Annotated in this window: 14 protein-coding genes; all 14 read right to left on the reverse strand. The window is 66.0% G+C overall.

Annotated features, from left to right (window positions below):
* Nucleotides 1–2: 2 nt before the first annotated feature.
* On the reverse strand, nt 3–743 hold the full coding sequence (locus ACZYZ4_RS12420) for a YggS family pyridoxal phosphate-dependent enzyme (RefSeq protein ID WP_463861264.1): 741 nt from the start codon (nt 741–743) through the stop codon (nt 3–5).
* The gene (locus ACZYZ4_RS12425; RefSeq protein WP_463861266.1) at nt 736–1425 is read right to left on the reverse strand and encodes a purine nucleoside phosphorylase YfiH/LACC1 family protein; all 690 of its coding nucleotides are present in this window, start codon (nt 1423–1425) and stop codon (nt 736–738) included. The genes ACZYZ4_RS12420 and ACZYZ4_RS12425 overlap by 8 nt, the downstream gene beginning before the upstream one ends.
* A gap of 8 nt (nt 1426–1433) precedes the next feature.
* Nucleotides 1434–2666, reverse strand: a complete 1233-nt coding sequence (gene ftsZ, locus ACZYZ4_RS12430; protein ID WP_463861268.1) for a cell division protein FtsZ — start codon at nt 2664–2666, stop codon at nt 1434–1436.
* Between the two features lie 187 nt (nt 2667–2853).
* Entirely contained in the window at nt 2854–3783 is a 930-nt protein-coding gene (locus tag ACZYZ4_RS12435; protein WP_463861270.1) for a cell division protein FtsQ/DivIB, read from the reverse strand.
* Nucleotides 3776–5152 carry a UDP-N-acetylmuramate--L-alanine ligase gene (murC, locus tag ACZYZ4_RS12440; protein WP_463861272.1) on the reverse strand — a complete coding sequence of 459 codons (1377 nt, stop codon included), beginning with the start codon at nt 5150–5152 and terminating at the stop codon, nt 3776–3778. The genes ACZYZ4_RS12435 and murC overlap by 8 nt, the downstream gene beginning before the upstream one ends.
* Nucleotides 5149–6249 carry an undecaprenyldiphospho-muramoylpentapeptide beta-N-acetylglucosaminyltransferase gene (murG, locus tag ACZYZ4_RS12445; protein WP_463861274.1) on the reverse strand — a complete coding sequence of 367 codons (1101 nt, stop codon included), beginning with the start codon at nt 6247–6249 and terminating at the stop codon, nt 5149–5151. The genes murC and murG overlap by 4 nt, the downstream gene beginning before the upstream one ends.
* Nucleotides 6246–7628: a putative lipid II flippase FtsW gene (ftsW, locus tag ACZYZ4_RS12450; RefSeq protein ID WP_463861275.1), complete on the reverse strand. Its 1383-nt coding sequence runs from the start codon at nt 7626–7628 to the stop codon at nt 6246–6248. Before ftsW ends, murG begins: the two co-directional genes overlap by 4 nt.
* A 2-nt stretch (nt 7629–7630) precedes the next feature.
* The gene (gene murD, locus ACZYZ4_RS12455) at nt 7631–9208 is read right to left on the reverse strand and encodes a UDP-N-acetylmuramoyl-L-alanine--D-glutamate ligase (protein ID WP_463861277.1); all 1578 of its coding nucleotides are present in this window, start codon (nt 9206–9208) and stop codon (nt 7631–7633) included.
* Complete coding sequence (gene mraY, locus ACZYZ4_RS12460) at nt 9190–10299, reverse strand: phospho-N-acetylmuramoyl-pentapeptide-transferase (protein WP_463861279.1); 1110 nt, start codon at nt 10297–10299, stop codon at nt 9190–9192. Before mraY ends, murD begins: the two co-directional genes overlap by 19 nt.
* A complete protein-coding gene (locus ACZYZ4_RS12465) occupies nt 10296–11762 on the reverse strand; it encodes a UDP-N-acetylmuramoyl-tripeptide--D-alanyl-D-alanine ligase (RefSeq protein ID WP_463861281.1) in 1467 nt (488 codons plus the stop codon). The genes mraY and ACZYZ4_RS12465 overlap by 4 nt, the downstream gene beginning before the upstream one ends.
* Before the next feature lie 6 nt (nt 11763–11768).
* Nucleotides 11769–13406 carry a UDP-N-acetylmuramoyl-L-alanyl-D-glutamate--2,6-diaminopimelate ligase gene (locus tag ACZYZ4_RS12470; protein WP_463861283.1) on the reverse strand — a complete coding sequence of 546 codons (1638 nt, stop codon included), beginning with the start codon at nt 13404–13406 and terminating at the stop codon, nt 11769–11771.
* Between the two features lie 89 nt (nt 13407–13495).
* Nucleotides 13496–15298 carry a peptidoglycan D,D-transpeptidase FtsI family protein gene (locus ACZYZ4_RS12475; RefSeq protein WP_463861285.1) on the reverse strand — a complete coding sequence of 601 codons (1803 nt, stop codon included), beginning with the start codon at nt 15296–15298 and terminating at the stop codon, nt 13496–13498.
* 68 nt (nt 15299–15366) lie between these two features.
* Entirely contained in the window at nt 15367–16038 is a 672-nt protein-coding gene (gene ftsL / locus ACZYZ4_RS12480; protein ID WP_463861287.1) for a cell division protein FtsL, read from the reverse strand.
* Nucleotides 16035–17027 carry a 16S rRNA (cytosine(1402)-N(4))-methyltransferase RsmH gene (rsmH, locus tag ACZYZ4_RS12485; RefSeq protein ID WP_463861289.1) on the reverse strand — a complete coding sequence of 331 codons (993 nt, stop codon included), beginning with the start codon at nt 17025–17027 and terminating at the stop codon, nt 16035–16037. The genes ftsL and rsmH overlap by 4 nt, the downstream gene beginning before the upstream one ends.
* Between the last annotated feature and the right edge of the window lie 73 nt (nt 17028–17100).

The raw sequence follows: 17100 nt of genomic DNA on the forward strand, positions 1-17100 counted from the left end.
CGCTACCCCACGGCGGGACGCGATCCGAGAATATCGGAACCGATTCGCAGGTGTGTCGCTCCGAAACGGATGGCCGCTTCCAGGTCCTGGCTCATGCCCGCCGAGATGGCCATTGCGCCGGGATGCTCCGCTACCAAGGCCGCCGAAATGGCTGCCAGCTTTTCGAACGCAGCCTCCGGACTGGTGCCCAACGGGGCGACAGCCATAACGCCCGCCAGTTCCAGTCCTGCGGCAGCCGCCAGCCGCTCGGCCAGGGGCGGTATCTCCGCCGGAGCTGCGCCGCCGCGGTGGGCGCCGGCGTCGTCGTCGAGGCTGACCTGGATGAAGCACTCCAGGGCTCCCCGGCCTGTCCGCTCCTGTTCCGCCGCGATGGCGCGCTCGAGGCCATCCACCAGGGCCACCCGGTCCACGGAATGGATGGCCTGTGCGTACTTGGCCACGGATTTCGCTTTTTTGCTCTGCAGCTGCCCGACGAAGTGCCAGTTGAGTCCGAGGCCTGCCAGTTCGGCCGCCTTCGAGGAGGCTTCCTGATCCCGGTTCTCGCCGACGTCGCGGACGCCCAGCGCGGCCAGGCGCCTGATGTCCGTGGCCGGATGGAACTTGGTGACCACAATCAGCGTGGGCAGTTCCCCCGCCCGGCCTGAGTTTTCGACAGCGGCTTCAATGCGCCGATGGACGCCGGCGAGACGCTCCGCCAGCTCAGCCATCCGCGCCGGGTTGTCCTCCACCATGCCCTCATTCATGTGACCACACCAGTCCGGCAAAGCGGCCAGTCGTGTTGGATCTGCGGTAAGAGAAAAGCTCTTCCTTCTCGAGCGTGCATGGACCCGCATATTCTACGACGACGCCGGCAGCTTCAAGTTGGCTCTTCGCCCCCGCCGGGAGATCCAGCGCCGGCGTGCCCCAGGACGTGGCAGCCCACGTCGCCGGCACCTGCGCTGCCACTTGGGCGCGCAGGTCGGCGGGCACTTCATAGCAACGCCCGCAGATTGACGGGCCCAGCCAGGCGCGGATGCCTGTGGCCCCAGCCGAGCGCATCCGCTCCACTGCCGCCGGGAGAATGCCGTTTGCTATCCCCGGCCGGCCTGCGTGCACGGCAGCGAGGACCGGACCGCCCGGTCCCTGCCCCACGAGCACCGCCGGGATGCAGTCGGCCACCATCACCGCGAGCGGCAGTCCCCCCGACACCATGGCATCGGCGGTCGGCGCTGGCGTGGCCGGCTCCATCATTTCCACGGCAGTGCCGTGGACCTGCTCCATGAACCGGAGGGAACCACGGGCCATGCCGGCCGCGTCCTCCAACGCCTCGCGGCGCTGGAGAACGTCAACGGCGTTGTCCCCTACGTGCAGGGCGAGATTGCCGGCCTGGGTGTCTGTGAACGCCACACTCACACCAGGACACACTTCGGCCCGCCAATAGAACAACCCGGGCCCTACTTCAGGAAGTCGGGGACATCCAGGTCATCGGCGCGGTTCCCCGAGAGGTCCGGCTCCACAACTGAGGGCAGGTCGACGTCGAAACCTGAATCGGCGGGGACCGCCGACGGGCGCTGCTGGCCCCAGTTACTCAGGCCCGACGCACCGACGCCGGCGTGGACGGGCTGGACGTTGTGCTGGTGGTTCCCGCCGGAAGTGGGGGCCTGAGCCGGCGCGGGCGCCGCGGCGGGCCGCTGCGGTGCAACCTGCGGCTGCGACTGGTCCATGGAGGGAGAGGTGGCCTTGACGTCGTCGAAACCGGCGGCGATGACCGTGACACGGGCCTCGTCACCGAGTGCGTCGTCGATCACGGCACCGAAGATGATGTTGGCTTCGGGGTGGGCCACTTCCTGGACCAGGCGGGCAGCTTCATTGATTTCGAACAGGCCGAGATCTGAACCGCCCTGGATGGAGAGCAGGACACCATGGGCGCCGTCGATGGAGGCTTCCAGCAGCGGTGACGCAATCGCGAGCTCAGCAGCCTTCACCGCACGGTCTTCACCGCGGGCGGAGCCGATGCCCATCAGCGCGGAGCCCGCGCCCTGCATCACGGACTTGACGTCCGCGAAGTCGAGGTTGATCAGGCCGGGGGTGGTGATGAGGTCCGTGATGCCCTGGACACCGGACAGCAGGACCTGGTCAGCGGAACGGAAAGCGTCCAGGACGGAGACGTTGCGGTCGCTGATGGACAGAAGCCTGTCATTCGGGATGACGATCAGCGTGTCCACTTCGTCACGGAGGGCGTCGATGCCCGCCTCGGCGGAGCCAGCGCGGCGGCGGCCCTCGAAGGTGAACGGGCGGGTCACAACGCCGATGGTCAGGGCGCCGAGGGAGCGGGCGATGCGGGCAACGACGGGCGCACCGCCGGTACCGGTGCCGCCGCCTTCGCCTGCGGTGACGAAGACCATGTCTGCGCCGCGGATGACCTCTTCGATCTCCTCGGCGTGGTCTTCGGCAGCCTGCCTGCCAACCTCAGGATTCGCCCCGGCTCCCAGGCCGCGGGTCAGCTCACGCCCGATATCGAGCTTGACGTCTGCATCGCTCATCAACAATGCCTGCGCATCGGTGTTGACAGCAATGAATTCGACGCCGCGAAGACCGACCTCGATCATGCGGTTGACTGCGTTCACGCCACCGCCGCCGATGCCGACGACCTTGATGACGGCCAAGTAATTCTGCGGAGCTGCCACGTTACGTGTCCCTTGTTCGTGTCCTATTGCGAAAACTGGTGGAGTCGGGCTTGAAACTTCGAACCTTAACCCTCGAGTTGAAGGTTATAGTTATGTCAAGTAACTCATGTTGGAACGCTATTTCCTATGGTTCGGACATTCAATAACCGGAGCCGCGTGTCGCGGGAATACCGGGTAAATAAAGCGTTCAGCGTGTCACCGGATGCCGGGGCGCGCTCACATCGTACACACGGACGGGGTTCTTCGGGTCCGCGGGAACCTTCAGCAGGGCTTCAAGCACCTTCGCCTTGAGCTCCTTCTCCCCCGCGTTCCCCCAAATGATGGTCTGACCATCCACCAATTTGAGCTCCACGGCGTCCACAGACTGGGCGGACGCGTTGGACAGCTTCGACAGCACGTCCAGCGGGAGCGCACCGAGGACCGCGGCGGTGGCCTGGAAGAGATCCTTGCCGATGGCTCCGGCGCCGCCGTCGATCACGGGCAGGGCAACCGCGGCCGGGTCCGCAGGGCTGGCCAGCACCACACCGTCCACATCCACCAACTCGTACTGCTCCCCCTGCTTGACCAGGGCCACGGGAACCCGCTCCAGCACCTGGACCACTAACCCGGACGGCGGCCGTGCCTGGGTTGAGACGGACTTGATCTGGACGAGGGGTGCCAGGAGGCGGCTGACCTCCTCATCGCTGATCTGGGGCAGGGGTTTGCCCTTCAGGGGCTCCAGTGCGGCCTGGACCTGTTCCGTGGTGACAAGCCGGGTCCCAGAGACCGATACGGTGCCAACGGCGAGGACCGGCGAAAAGATTGCGGCGGCCAGCAGCGCACAGACCAGAGCCAGGACAGTACCGAGGGCCACCTGAAAGTTCCGTTTGCGGCGTTTTCCGGGCGGCTCCGGGAAGGCCAGCACATTGTCAGTGCCTGCCGGTGCCTTGTTAGTGCCCGCTGGTGCCTTGTCCGCTGACCGCTTGCGGTCGGCGTCCTTAGCTTTTTTTCGGCCGGGCAAAGAAGGGGTGTCCGCTTCCGGGGCGCTTTTGGAGGCCGAGATGACCTCCGGTTCCGCCGGCGCGGGTGGCTGCCGCCTGCCCGGTGAGGCGTAGGTGGGCCGGCGCGGACTACCCACCGAGAGCCTGCACGATCTGCGGTCCGAAGGCCGTGACATCCCCTGCCCCGACGGTCAGGATGATATCGCCCGGCCCGGCCGCGTCCGTAAGGGCAGCAACCGCCCCGCCCGATTCCACCAGGCGTCCGCCGGGAGCGAGGTGTTCGGCGATGAGCTGGCTGCTGACCCCTGGGATGGGATCTTCGCGCGCGGGGTAAATGTCCAGGACCAGTGCGGTGTCTGCAAGATTCAGCGCCTCTGCGAACTCTTTGGCAAACTCCCTGGTGCGGGAGAACAGGTGCGGCTGGAACAGGACATGGACGCGGTGCCCTCCCGCCACGGATCGCGCAGCCGTGAGTGCGGCCCGGACCTCGGTGGGGTGGTGGGCGTAGTCGTCATAGACGCGCACGCCACGCGCCTCGCCTTTCAGTTCAAAGCGCCGGGAAGCGCCCGAGAAGTGCGCCAGGGCACGCGCGGCAGCTTCGGCGTCGACCCCCAGCTCCAGCGCGACGGCGACGGCGGCGGCGGCGTTCAGCGCGTTGTGCCGGCCCGGGACCTGCAGCTCCAGGGCGAACCGTCCGGCGGGTGAGGAGACCGCCACGTCCCCCGGGCCGCCGTCGTGCAGCACCAGGTCCGACGCGTCCGAGGTGCCGTACAGCACCACCCGGGTGTTGCCCCGCACGAGCGTGCGCTCTGCGAGGGCTGCGGCGCCGGCGTCGTCAGCGCAGGCAATCAGGACGCCGTCGGCCGGAAGCAGCGCCGTAAAGCGGTCGAAGGACTCGTAGACGGCCTCGGCGGTGCCGTAGTGGTCCAGGTGATCGGGTTCGACATTGGTGACCACGGCAATCCTGGGCCGGTAGTTCAGGAAGGACCCGTCGGATTCGTCCGCTTCGGCCACAAAGACCCCGGACGTGCCGTGGGCGGCATTGACGCCGAGCGCAGGCACGTTGGCACCGATGGCAAACGACGGATCCATCCCGGCGCCCTGGAGCAGGACGGTGATCATGGATGTGGTGGTGGACTTGCCGTGGGTCCCTGCCACGGTCACCACGACGTCACCCGCCATGGTGGCCGCCAGTGCCTCCGAGCGGTGCAGCACTGGCAGTCCGGCCGCTCGTGCGGCCACCAGTTCGGGGTTGTCCGCACGGATCGCCGAGCCGGCCACCACGGTCTGGGCGTCGCCCAGGTTGGGTGCGGCGTATCCCACGGCGATCCTCGCGCCAGCGGTAGCCAGCTCCGCCATCACCGAAAGGTCCTTGGCGTCCGATCCGCTGACGGCGACGCCGCGGGCCACCATGATGCGGGCCACGGCGGACATTCCCACCCCGCCGATGCCGATGAAATGGACGCGGCCCAGGGACTCCTGGCTGCGGATGCTTGCGGGGGTCATGCGGATACCGCTTCCAGGACAAGATCAGCCATGCGCTGATCGGCGTTTCTGATGCCAAGGCGGCGCGAGCTGGCGGCCATGGTGGCCAGACGGCCGGGGTCGGTGACAAGGGGGATGAGCTGGCTCGCCACCCACTGTGCGGTGAAGTCCTTATCCGGGACCAGGAGTGCTCCGCCGGCGTTCACGAGCCCCGCCGCGTTGAGCGCCTGCTCGCCGTTGCCGATAGGCAGCGGGACAAACACTGCCGGCACTCCCACGGCGGCCACTTCGCAGACCGTGGCTGCGCCGGACCGCGCGAGGAGCACGTCCGCCGCTGCGTACACCCGTTCCATTCCATCCACGTACTCCACCTGCCGGTAGCCCGGCGCGGCGAGGGGGCCGCCGTCGGGCCCCAAAACCGTCTTGCCGCGGCCGGTGAGGTGGAGCGTCTGGATTCCCGCCGCGCCAAGGTCCTGGACGGCGGCGGCCACCGCGCGGTTGATGCTCTGGGCCCCGGAGGAGCCGCCGGTCACAATCAGCGTGGGCGTGGTGGGATCCAGGCCCAGGGCTTCGCGGGCGGCGGCACGCGCAGCGTCCCGGTCCAGGCTGGAGATTTCCGTCCGCATGGGCATGCCGACATGGCGGGCGTGACGCAGGCGCGTGGTATCGAAGGCGGTGGCCACGTGACGGGTCAGGAACGATCCCACCCGGTTGGCCAGCCCCGGCCTGGTATTGGCCTCGTGGATGACGATAGGGATTCCCCGGCGCCGGGCGGCGAGGTACAGCGGTGTGCAGACGTAGCCCCCGACGCCCACCAGGACGTCGGCCGAGGCTTCGTCAAGGATGCGTCCGGACTGCCTGACCGCCCCGGCCAGCCGTCCGGGAAGCCTGAGCAGGTCAACGGAAGGTTTCCGCGGAAACGGCACCCGGTCGATGGTGGCCAGTTCCAGGCCGGCGGCGGGCACCAGCCGGGTTTCCATGCCGACGGGTGTGCCCACGGCGAGCAGCCTGGCACTTGGCGCGGCGGCACGCAGGGCGGCCGCGATGGCCAGCAGGGGGCTGATGTGGCCGGCGGTTCCGCCGCCCGCCAGGACAATGGACAGGTTCTGGGAAGTCATCTGGTGCTACGTACGCTTTCTTGCGGTTGTTTTGGGGCCGGCGGTTTGCGGCTGGCGGTGTTGCGGCCAGCAGGTTTGCGGCCTGCGGCTCCCCCGGCCTTCCTGGCGCCGAATTTGAGCAATTTCTTCGGCCGGAGGGCAGGCGCCATCTGTTCGCGGGCGAGCGACAGCACCACACCCACGGCGCAGAGCGACATCAGCAGTGCCGAACCGCCGTAGGAAATGAACGGGAGCGGCACGCCGATCACAGGCATCAGCCCTGTAACCACGGCCATGTTGACCGTGGCCTGCCCCAGCAGCCACACCATGATGGTGCCGGCCAGCACCCGGTGGAACATATCCTCCTGTGCCACCACTACGCGGTAGATTGCGGCGCCGAGGATGGCAAAAAGGACAAGTACGACGACGGTGCCCACCAGGCCGAGTTCCTCGCCGATGATGGCGAAAATGAAGTCGTTATGGGCTTCAGGGATCCAGCTGTACTTCTGCCGGCTTTGCCCGAGTCCGACGCCGAACCAGCCCCCGGAGGCAAGCCCGTAGAGCCCGTTGGTGGCCTGGTAGTTGGCGTCACTGCCGTCTGCACAGGACTGGCCTGTCCACCACGAGGTGATGCGGCACATGCGGTTTGAGCTGGAGATGGCCATGATGGCGGTGCCGGCTGCTGCCGCCAGTGCGGCGAACCCGAACAGGTACAGCGGTACCCCGGCGAAGAAGAGGGCGGCAGCAGTGATCATCATGATAATCATGGCCGTGCCCAGGTCATTGCCCAACAGGACCAGGCCGATTACTCCGCCCGCCAGCGGCACGGCCGGGATCAGCACGTGGGGCCAGCGCCGCAGCAGCTTCCCTTTCCTGGCCAGGACAGTAGCCATCCACAGCGCAAGCGTCAGCTTGGACGCCTCGGACGGCTGGAACGTGATGCCGCCCAGGTCGATCCAGTTCTTGTTGCCGTTGACTTCGTCACCGATCAGCTGCACCAGGACCAGGAGGACAAGGGCCCCGCCCAGCCCCGGCCAGGCCAGGCGCTTCAGCCAGACCACGTTGATGCGCGAGAGGACAAACATGGTGAAGATGCCGATGGCGGCGAACATTCCCTGCTTCAGGGCGTCGCCGTAGGGTGATTTTCCGGCAGCGATGGATTCGACGCTCGAGGCCGACAGCACCATCATGATGCCGATGGCGGTCAGGGCCAGCGTGGAACCAAGGATCAGGTAATACGTTGAGCCGTTCTTGGAGGTGCCGGTTCCTTCCAGCGTGGACCAGAAGGCCTGGTATAGGCCCCGGATCCGGTCCGGCAGGGTGATGGTGGACTTTACGGGCGAAGCGGGTTTCCCGGCGCGCGGCCTGGAGGCCGGCGACCGGGTGGGCGTGCTGACCATTGTTACTCCTCGCCGGTCTGGGCCTGCCCTTCCACCAGCTCGCGGACAGCTTCAATAAAGGCGTCGCCGCGGTGAGCATAGGAAGAGAACTGATCCATGGAAGCAGCTGCCGGGGCCATCAGCACGGTGTCGCCTGATGTCGCCAGCTGCGCCGCTGACGCAACGGCCCGGGACATCACGGCCGCACCGGAATCCGGCGAGCTGCCCGTGGTGGCTCCGCCCGTTACGGCAGTCTGCATATTTTCAGTGTCGCCCGCTGGCGTCGTGATCACGGGGACATCCGGTGCGTGTCGCTGCAAGGCGTCCGCCAGCGCGATGGTGTCCGTACCGATGAGGACCACGGCCTTGAGCCGGGCAGCGTGGTCCCGGACCAGGTGGTCGTAGCTGACGCCCTTGGACAGGCCGCCCGCGATCCAGATGACGTTCTCAAACGTGGCCAGTGACGCTGCTGCTGCGTGCGGGTTGGTGGCCTTGGAATCGTTGACCCAGAGCACGCCGTTCTCCTTGGCGACCGGCTGGATGCGATGGTTGCCGGGCACGTAGTCCTGAATTCCCTGGCGCACCGCCTTCGCATCCACACCGTGGGCCCGGACCAGGGCAGCCGCCGCAAGGGCGTTGGCCAACATGTGCCGGGGCGCAAACTGCCCCAGGTCGGTCATCGAGGCAAGCTCGGCGGCGCTGTCCTTGCGTTCCTCGATAAACGCACGGTCAACCAGCAGGCCCTCCACCACGCCGAGCATGCTGATGGCCGGGGTGAGCGTGGTGAAGCCGACGGCACGGCAGCCCTCCACGACGTCGGCGTCTTCAACCATCCGTTCGGTCTCGATCTGTTCCGCGTTGAAGATGCAGGCCCTCTGGGTCCGCGCGTAGACCTTTGCTTTGTCCGCGAGGTAGGAATTGTAGGAACCATGCCAGTCAACGTGGTCCTCAGCCACGTTCAGGCAGACGCTGGCCACCGGCGACAGCGATTCAGCCCAGTGCAGCTGGAAGCTGGAAAGTTCAACCGCGAAGACGTCGTACTCCACGGGGTCGCGGAGGGCGTCCAGGATGGGGGTGCCCACGTTGCCGACCGCGATGGCCTTAAGTCCGGCGGCCTGCAGCATCGACGCGGTCAGGCCCACCGTGGTGGTCTTGCCGTTGGTGCCGGTGATGGTCAGCCAGTCAGCGGTTTTGTGCCCGGCCCGGACGCGCAGGCGCCAGGCAAGCTCGACGTCGCCCCAGACCGGAATGTGGGCGCGTGCAGCGGCGGCCAGGAGCGCCTGGTCTGGACGCCAACCCGGGGAGGTCACAATGAGTTCGGGGAAGCTGCCATCGATCTTGGGGATCCTATTGACGGCTTCCTCGCCCAGGAGCACGTCCACGGCGCCGACGATCTTCAGGGTGTCGGCCTGTGCCTTGGCTGTCTCGCTGGTGGCGGCGTCAACCACCACCACCCGGGCACCGAGTTCGATGAGGGTATCTGCCGCGGCGAACCCGGACACTCCGATGCCGGTGACTGCAACGCGCAGCCCCGCCCAATCAGAGTCCCAACTGACCAGGTTTTGCAGGCGGGCAGAAACAGTCACAGGAGCACAACCCATTCAGCGTAGAAGACACCCAGGCCCACGGCCACGAAGAGCCCGCCCAGGATCCAGAACCGGACCACCACGGTGACTTCTGCCCAGCCCTTGAGTTCGAAATGGTGCTGCAGCGGCGCCATCATGAAGACGCGTTTACCGCCGGTGGCCTTGAAGTAGCCCACCTGGATGATCACGGACAGGGTAATCAGGACGAACAGGCCGCCGATGATTCCCAGCAGCAGTTCCGTGCGTGACAGTATGGCGAAGCCGGCGATCGCGCCGCCGATGGCAAGCGACCCGGTGTCACCCATAAAAATCTTGGCCGGGGAGGTGTTCCACCACAGGAACCCCACCAGGGCGGCGCTCATGATGGCCGCCAGGAGCGCCAGGTCCAGGGGGTCCCGGACCGAGTAGCAGCCGCTGCCGGTCTCGCGCGGTGACCCGCAGGCCTGGTTGTTCTGCCAGATGCCCATCAGCGTGTAGGCACCGAACACCATGACCGATGCACCTGCAGCCAGCCCGTCCAGTCCGTCCGTGAGATTCACGCCGTTGGTCGCGGCCGTGACGATCAGGTTGGACCAGAGAACAAAGAGGATCGCTCCCACCACCGTGCCGGCGAAGGCCATATCCAGCCAGGGCACGTCGCGCACCAGGGAGATCTTCGTGGACGCGGGGGTGACGCCGTCCGCATTGGGAAAGTTCAGGGCCAGGATGGCGAAGGCGATGCCCACGGCAGCCTGGAGGATGAGCTTGGCCTTCGCGTCAAGGCCAAGGCTCCGCTGGCGGGAGATCTTGATGAAATCGTCCAGGAAGCCCACCAGCGCCATGCCGACCATAAGGAAGAGCAGGATCAGGGCCGAGGCGGAGGGGCCTGCCGAATCCGGGTTCATCATCAACATAATCAGGTGGGTCAGTCCGTAGCTGAGCAGCACCGCGCCCACCACCACGGTGCCGCCCATGGTGGGCGTACCGCGTTTGGTGTGGTGCGAGGTGGGCCCGTCATCACGGATAAATTGTCCGTAGCTCTTGCGCACAAGCAAGCGGATAAACAGCGGCGTTCCCACCAAGGCAAACAGCAGGGCAAGTCCTGCGCCGATCAGTAGTGCAATCACAGCAGCTCGCTCCCTTCATCGGCGGGTTCCGTGGATTGTGGGGGTAATGCTATCCGATCGCCCAGGTGCCGCAGTCCAACGCTGTTGGACGACTTGAAAAGCACCAGGTCGCCGGGCTCAAGCTCGGCGTTCAGGAGAGCAAAGGCGTCCTCGGCGGTTTCGGCAAATACGCATTCGTCGCCCCAGGAACCCTCCTGGACAGCGGAAACGTAAAGTGCGCGGGCTTCGCGGCCGACGACGACCAGCCGGGAAATGTTCAGGCGGACCACCTGAGTGCCCACAACAGTGTGTTCACGGATTGAATCCGATCCCAGTTCCAGCATGGCGCCCAGGACAGCCCAGGTGCGCCGTCCGCGGCCCAGGTCGGCCAGGGTGCGCAGGGCCGCCCGCATCGACTCCGGGTTGGCATTGTAGGCGTCGTTGATGACGGTCACGCCGTCAGCACGTTCGGTGCGTTCCATCCGCCAACGGCTTGCTGCTGACTGTGTGCTCAGCGATGCGGCGATATCCTTTCCGGGCACTCCGGCCGCGTGCGCGGCAGCTGCTGCGGCGAGGAGGTTGCCGGTGTGGTGGGCGCCGATGAGGCGGCTGCTGACGTGCAGGCCTGTTTCGCCGCCGGGCAGGACGAGCTCGAATTCCGGGTTGCCCTCAGCGTTTGTGTCCGGATTCACGGCCCGAACAGTCGCATCAGGGCGTCCTTCGGCCGAGAAGCCCAGCACGGTGGCGCCGGTGCGGCTGCGCATGGCAGCCACGCGGTCGTCGTCGAGGTTGATGACGGCAGTGCCGCCGGCGGCGAGGGCTTCCAGCAGCTCGCCCTTGGCCAGGGCAATGTTTTCCACACCGCCGAACTCCCCGGCGTGGGCAGTGCCGATGCCGAGGACTACGCCGATGTCAGGCTTCACCATGTCGGCCAGGTAGCGGATGTGCCCGATGCCGGTGGCGCCCATCTCGATCACCAGGTACCGCGTTTGGGTGTCGGCGCGGAAGACAGTGAGCGGCACGCCCACCTCTCCGTTGTAGGACCCCTGCGGGGCAACGGTGGCGTCCTGCCGGGTGAGGATGCCGGCGAGGAGGTCCTTGGTGGTGGTCTTCCCGGCGGAACCGGTGATTCCGATGACGGTTAGGGCATCGCCTGCAGCTGACCGGGCCAGACGGATCCGACGGAGCGCTTCGGCGGCCAGCGCTCCCATGGCCAGCACGGCATCCTCGACCAGGACAGCCGGATAGCTAACGCCGTCCGGCCCCGTCACGGGGCGCTCAGCGAGAACCAGTACCGCGCCGCGGCTGAAGGCCGCAGCAACGAAGTCGTGGCCATCGGCGTGCTCGCCAGGTTTCGCCACGTACAACGACCCGGCGGCGGCCTCTCGCGAATCAGTGACCACCGAAAGGGGCGTGATCCCCGGGTCGGCGTCCAGGCGGCCGTGTGTGATATCGGCGATTTCCGCCGCAGTAAGTGCAATCATCTCGGTCTAGGACTCTATCCGGTCGTCTCGGAGAACGGTGAATCCCCTGGCTGTCAAGGCGTTCCGCAGTTCCACGCGATCGTCCAGTGCAAGATTGACGCCCTTGACTTCCTGCCAGACCTCATGGCCGCGGCCGGCTACCAGGATGGTGTCGCCCGGACCGGCCAGTTCAACGGCCCGTTGGATGGCGGCGTCGCGGGGATACACCTCCTCGATGACACACCCCGGCGATTCCTGTTCGCGCGCTGACCGTGCGCCCACCAGGACATCTGCCCTGATGGCCGCAGGGTCCTCATCGTGGGGGTCGTCGTCCGTGACGATGACGATGTCGGCGAGCTTGGCGGCGACGGCTCCCATGGCCGGCCGCTTGCCTTGGTCGCGCTGTCCGGTGGCTCCGAAAACCACGATCACCCGGGAGCCGGGCAGCGGAGACCTGACCGCTTCCAGTGCGCGTGCGAGGGCATCAGTGTTGTGGGCGAAGTCCACTACAGCCGCCGGTTCTTCGGAGACGAGCTGCATGCGTCCCGGTACAGCCACGGTGAAGGGGTCATGGTGGTCCATGGCGGCCTGTACCGTTGCGGTGTCCACTCCGCTGGCCAAGACCATAACCGTGGCCAGCGCCGCGTTGGCGACATTGAAAGTGCCCGGTAGACCGGTGTGGACGTTGAGGTTGACACCGTCGGGGCCCTGCAGACTGAAGTCGGTTCCCAGCCCACGCGTTGCGGTAGCCGTGACGGTCCAGTCCGCGGCTCCGCCGGGGGTCATCGAGAGGGTGGTGACCGGGATCCGTGCCGTGGCGGCAAGCCTGCGGCCCCATTCGTCGTCGACCGTCACTACAGCCCTGCGGGCACGGCCCGGCGTGAAGAGTTCCGCCTTCGTGGCGAAGTAGTCCTCCATGGTGCCGTGCAGGTCCAGATGGTCCTGCGTCAGGTTCGTGAACCCGGCAACGTCGAAGAGCACACCGTCAACCCGCTGGAAGGACACGGCGTGGGAGGAGACTTCCATGGACGCGGCGTCCAGTCCGCGTTCCCGCATGAGGGCGAGCAGGCCGTGGAGATCCGGTGACTCAGGGGTGGTCAGTAGGCTGGGAACCGGCTCCCCACCGGCCAGGATTTCGATGGTTCCGATCAGGCCGGTCTGCTGTCCGAGAGCCCGGAGCAGGGCGTTGATGAAGTATGTGGTGGTGGTCTTGCCGTTGGTTCCCGTCACACCATACAAGCGCGGCGTCCGCCCGGCTGAGGGCTGGCTTTGGTAGATCATGGCGGACAGCGGCCCCACCACGTTGCGCGGCCCGTCCACCACCAGGACGGGGACGGCGGGGTCTGCAGACGACGCGAGAAGGCGTGCACCGGCGTCGTCGGTCAGGACTGCCACCGCTCCCCTGCCGACCGCCTGCGACACGAAGTCAGCGCCATGGCGGGAAGCCCCCGGCAACGCCACATACAGGTCGCCCTGCTCCACGGTTCGCGAATTCAGTGAAATCCCCGTGACGCTGACGGCAGCGGAAGCACCCGGGACCTGCAGACCGATCGCGTCGCCGATCGCGTCCAGGCGGACCGCAGCAACTGCCGTAGGCCTGAACCGCGCGGGAGCTGGTTCCCCTGCCGGCCCCGCGTTGCTGGCTGATGCGTTCTGCTCTGACAAGGGAATCTCCGATGGTGGTACTAGTGGATCATGCCCGCGGGCGACTGCTTCCGCTGCGGGCGAAAAGGGAACTGCTGCCTGGCTTGAAGCTACTTGGTGTACTGCGGCAGCCTGGCCGGTTCGCCCGTGGACGGCTGGACGTTGTAGGTGCGCAGTGCCTGGCTCATAACCGAGCGGAACACGGGCCCCTGCGTAATGCCGTAGATATTACCCTTGGGACGCTGCAGTACCACCTCAACAATAAACCGGGGATCATCCATCGGTGCCATCCCCACAATGGAAGCGGTGTAGCCGCAGAACCCTGACTTCCCGTCGTCGCACGGCGATTCAGAGGTTCCGGTTTTTGCCCCCACCCGGTATCCGTCGATCGCGGCGTCCTTGATCTGGCCTTCGGTCACCGCGCTTTCCAGGATGTCCTGGACCTGCTGCGCAGTGCCGTCCGACACCACCTGCCGGGAGGGCTGCGGGGCGACCTTCTCCTCTGTTCCGTCAGGTGAAATGTAAGCATCAATCAGGCGCGGCTGGAGCATCACTCCGTTGTTGGCGATCGTCTGGAAGGCGCGGACCGTCTGCAGGGTGGACTGCGACACACCCTGGCCGAACAGCACCGTGTATTCCTGGCGGCCGTCCCACTGGTCCGGCGGTGTGAGAATGCCGGAGGCCGTAGCCGGCAAACCGATGTCCGGGGCTTCGCCGATGCCGAACTTCTTGAGCCAGTCGTACCGTTGTTCCTTGGTCAGCCGTGAGCCGGCCGCAACGGTGCCAGTATTCATGGACCAACCCAGGATGCCGGCGAGTGTGCGCTCTTCGGTTCCATGGGTAAAGGCGTCTGTGAAGGTCTGGCCGTTTACGGTGTACGTAGGTCCGAGAGTGAAAGTATCCAGGGGGCTGGATTTTCCTTCTTCAATCAGGGCCGCTGCCGTGATCATCTTCTGTACCGAGCCGGGCTCATACGCTGCAGTCACGGAGCGCACGCCACGGTCCTTCGCCGCTACCCGGCCAGGATCATTCGGATCCGGGGCGTTAGTGTCCGCCATCGCGACAATGTCACCGGTCTTGGCGTCCACCACGGTGATGATCCCCCACTCGGCGCCCTGTTTGTCCGACTGGCTCTCAATGGCCTGCTGGGCGAAATACTGGAGATCGGAATTGAGCGTGAGCTTGACGTCCTTGCCGTCCTCCGGCGGTGTCAGCTCATCCACGCCGACAGGAATCCGGAGACCGTCAGCGCCGATCTCGAAGAGCCGCTTGCCGTCCTTCCCGCGCAGAAGCCCATCCTGTGTCTGCTCGATGCCCGCCTGGCCGGTGTTGCCGTCCTGGAGGAAGCCGATAATGCCGCCGGCCACGGACCCGTTGGGGTACACGCGTTTGCTGACACCCACTGTGTCGACGCCAGGAATGCTGAGATCCGAGACCCTGAGCTCAACGTCCGGCTTCAGGTCCTTCGCCACGATGTAATACCCTTGTTCGCCGGTGACTGCCTCGCGGACGGCGTCGAGGTCCATGCCCAGGGCAGCAGCAAGTTCACGCAGGCCCTGCTCCCGGGGCACCTCTACCACCTTGTCCTTGCCATCCACGTTGTCAAAGCGTGGGAATGTTTCGGTCTTGGTGTTGACTCTCTGGTCCACCACAACGTTGTAGCGGATCACACTGTTGGCCAGGACCGTCCCGTTCGCGTCCAGGATGCTGCCGCGTTCGGCGGGGAGGGCAGTCTCGCGCATCCGGTATTCGAGCGCAGCGGCGGCCATCCCGCCAACGTCGAGCCCTTGGACGAAAAAGAGCTTGCCGCCAACCACTAACAGCAGCGTCAGCATAATGCCCAGGCCGAGGCGCAGCCGCTTGGTGGCGTTAGGGGCCTTGCCGATTTTTACCTTGCCGGTCCTCTGCGCCACCGTGATTTCCTTGCTGCTCGCCTTGTTGCCTGTTTGTGCCGGAATGGCTGTCCTTCAGCGGCTACCGGTTAGAGCCCGGGCACTTTCTGTTCGGGTGCCGGAACCGAACCGCCGTGGAGCTCCATGGCAGGTACCCGTGGTGCGGGGGCTTGAGCTGGCGGTGCTGCCGAGGCAGCGGCAGGTGCCGTTGCCGGGGCCGGTTCCTCGGTAGCCGGTTTACGGTTCGTCATCGGCTCCCGCATCGTTGCCGGGGGAACCACTGTGAGCACTCCCTCGACGGCGGGAGCTGGGATAATCGATCCGGCGGCGCCACCCTTCATAGCCGGAGTTGCCTTGCCCGTGACGGCTAGGGTGGAGAGGTCGATCTGGCCCTTGACTGTGGAGGCTACCATTCCCAAGTCTGATGCCTTGGCGGCCAGGTTCTGGGGAGCCTCGAAGTTTTGGACCTGCTGTGTCAGGTCCTGGTTCTGCTTCGTCAGCGTGCTCTGCTTGCCCCTCAGCTCCACCAGCTGGTACTGGGAGGTGGAGACTGAGATGTTCAGGACCAGCACGGCGACGAGCGCAACGGCGAGCAGGGCGAAACACATGACCACAAACGGTGCGCGGCGCTTCCTGGGGGCGGAACGCACCACAGACAGGGGTGTGCGTTCCCTTCGACCGGCGCCAGAGGGAAGCGTACTGGTCGCCGGGGCGCTGCTGCCGGAAACGATCGGAAAGTTCTTGACGGCGGCAGTGCTCATGCTTCTCTCCTGGCTCTGATACGTTCCACGGCCCGCAGCCTTGCAGAGGCTGCGCGCGGATTTTCTGCAATCTCGACGGCGGTGGGTACCTCGGTGCCCTTGGTCAGGGTTTTTAGGAAGGCCTTGTGTTGTTCAAGTTCCACCGGGAATCCGAGCGGCGCGGAGGATTTGGAGCCAGCCTGGAAGACTGATTTGACGATTTTGTCCTCGAGGGAGTGGTAGGACATCACCACGATGCGTCCGCCCAGGGCCGTTGCTGCCACGGCTGCCGGAACAGCGCGCTCCAGTACGTCGAGTTCCTCATTCACTTCGATGCGCAATGCCTGGAACGTCCGCTTAGCAGGGTGGCCGCCCGATTTGGCGGCTGCCGCCGGTACCACGGAGCGGATCTCTTCCACGAGTTCCCCCGTGGTGGCGAAAGGCTTGACAGCCCTCGCCGCGACAATTCTGTTGGCGATCCGGCCAGCGAACTTCTCCTCGCCCCACTTCCGGATGATCCTGACGAGATCCTCTTCGCTGTAGTTGTTGACCACATCTGCCGCAGTCTGCCCGCGGCTGGTGTCCATCCGCATGTCCAGCGGCGCGTCAAATGAGTAGGCGAAGCCACGCTCACGCTCGTCCAGCTGGAGGGATGACACGCCCAGGTCCATCAGAATGCCATGAACCTGCGCTACACCCAGGTCTTCGAGGACATCGGCGATTTCGTCGTAGACGGCGTGGACCAGGTCCGTCCGGGAAGCGAAGGGAGTCAGCCGTTCCCCGGCGAGGGCCAGGGCTTCCTCGTCACGGTCGATGCCGATCAGGTGCAGATCAGGGTAGCGCTCCAGCATGGCTTCGGAGTGGCCGCCCATGCCGAGGGTCGCATCAATGGCGGTAGGGGTTTCGCCTCGGAGGCGGGCAGCTTCAAAGCCGGGGGCCAACAGATTGATGCACCGGTCCTTGAGGACCGGCACATGGCGTTCGGAAGTTGGCTTCGGGTCATCGTTCATGCCTTCGTCCTTTCCTGCCGTGGGTGTTGGTGTGCTGCTTCTTGAGCCAGATCCCCATCCGCGCCTATCATCC

It is taken from the genome of Pseudarthrobacter adonitolis (assembly GCF_055412845.1).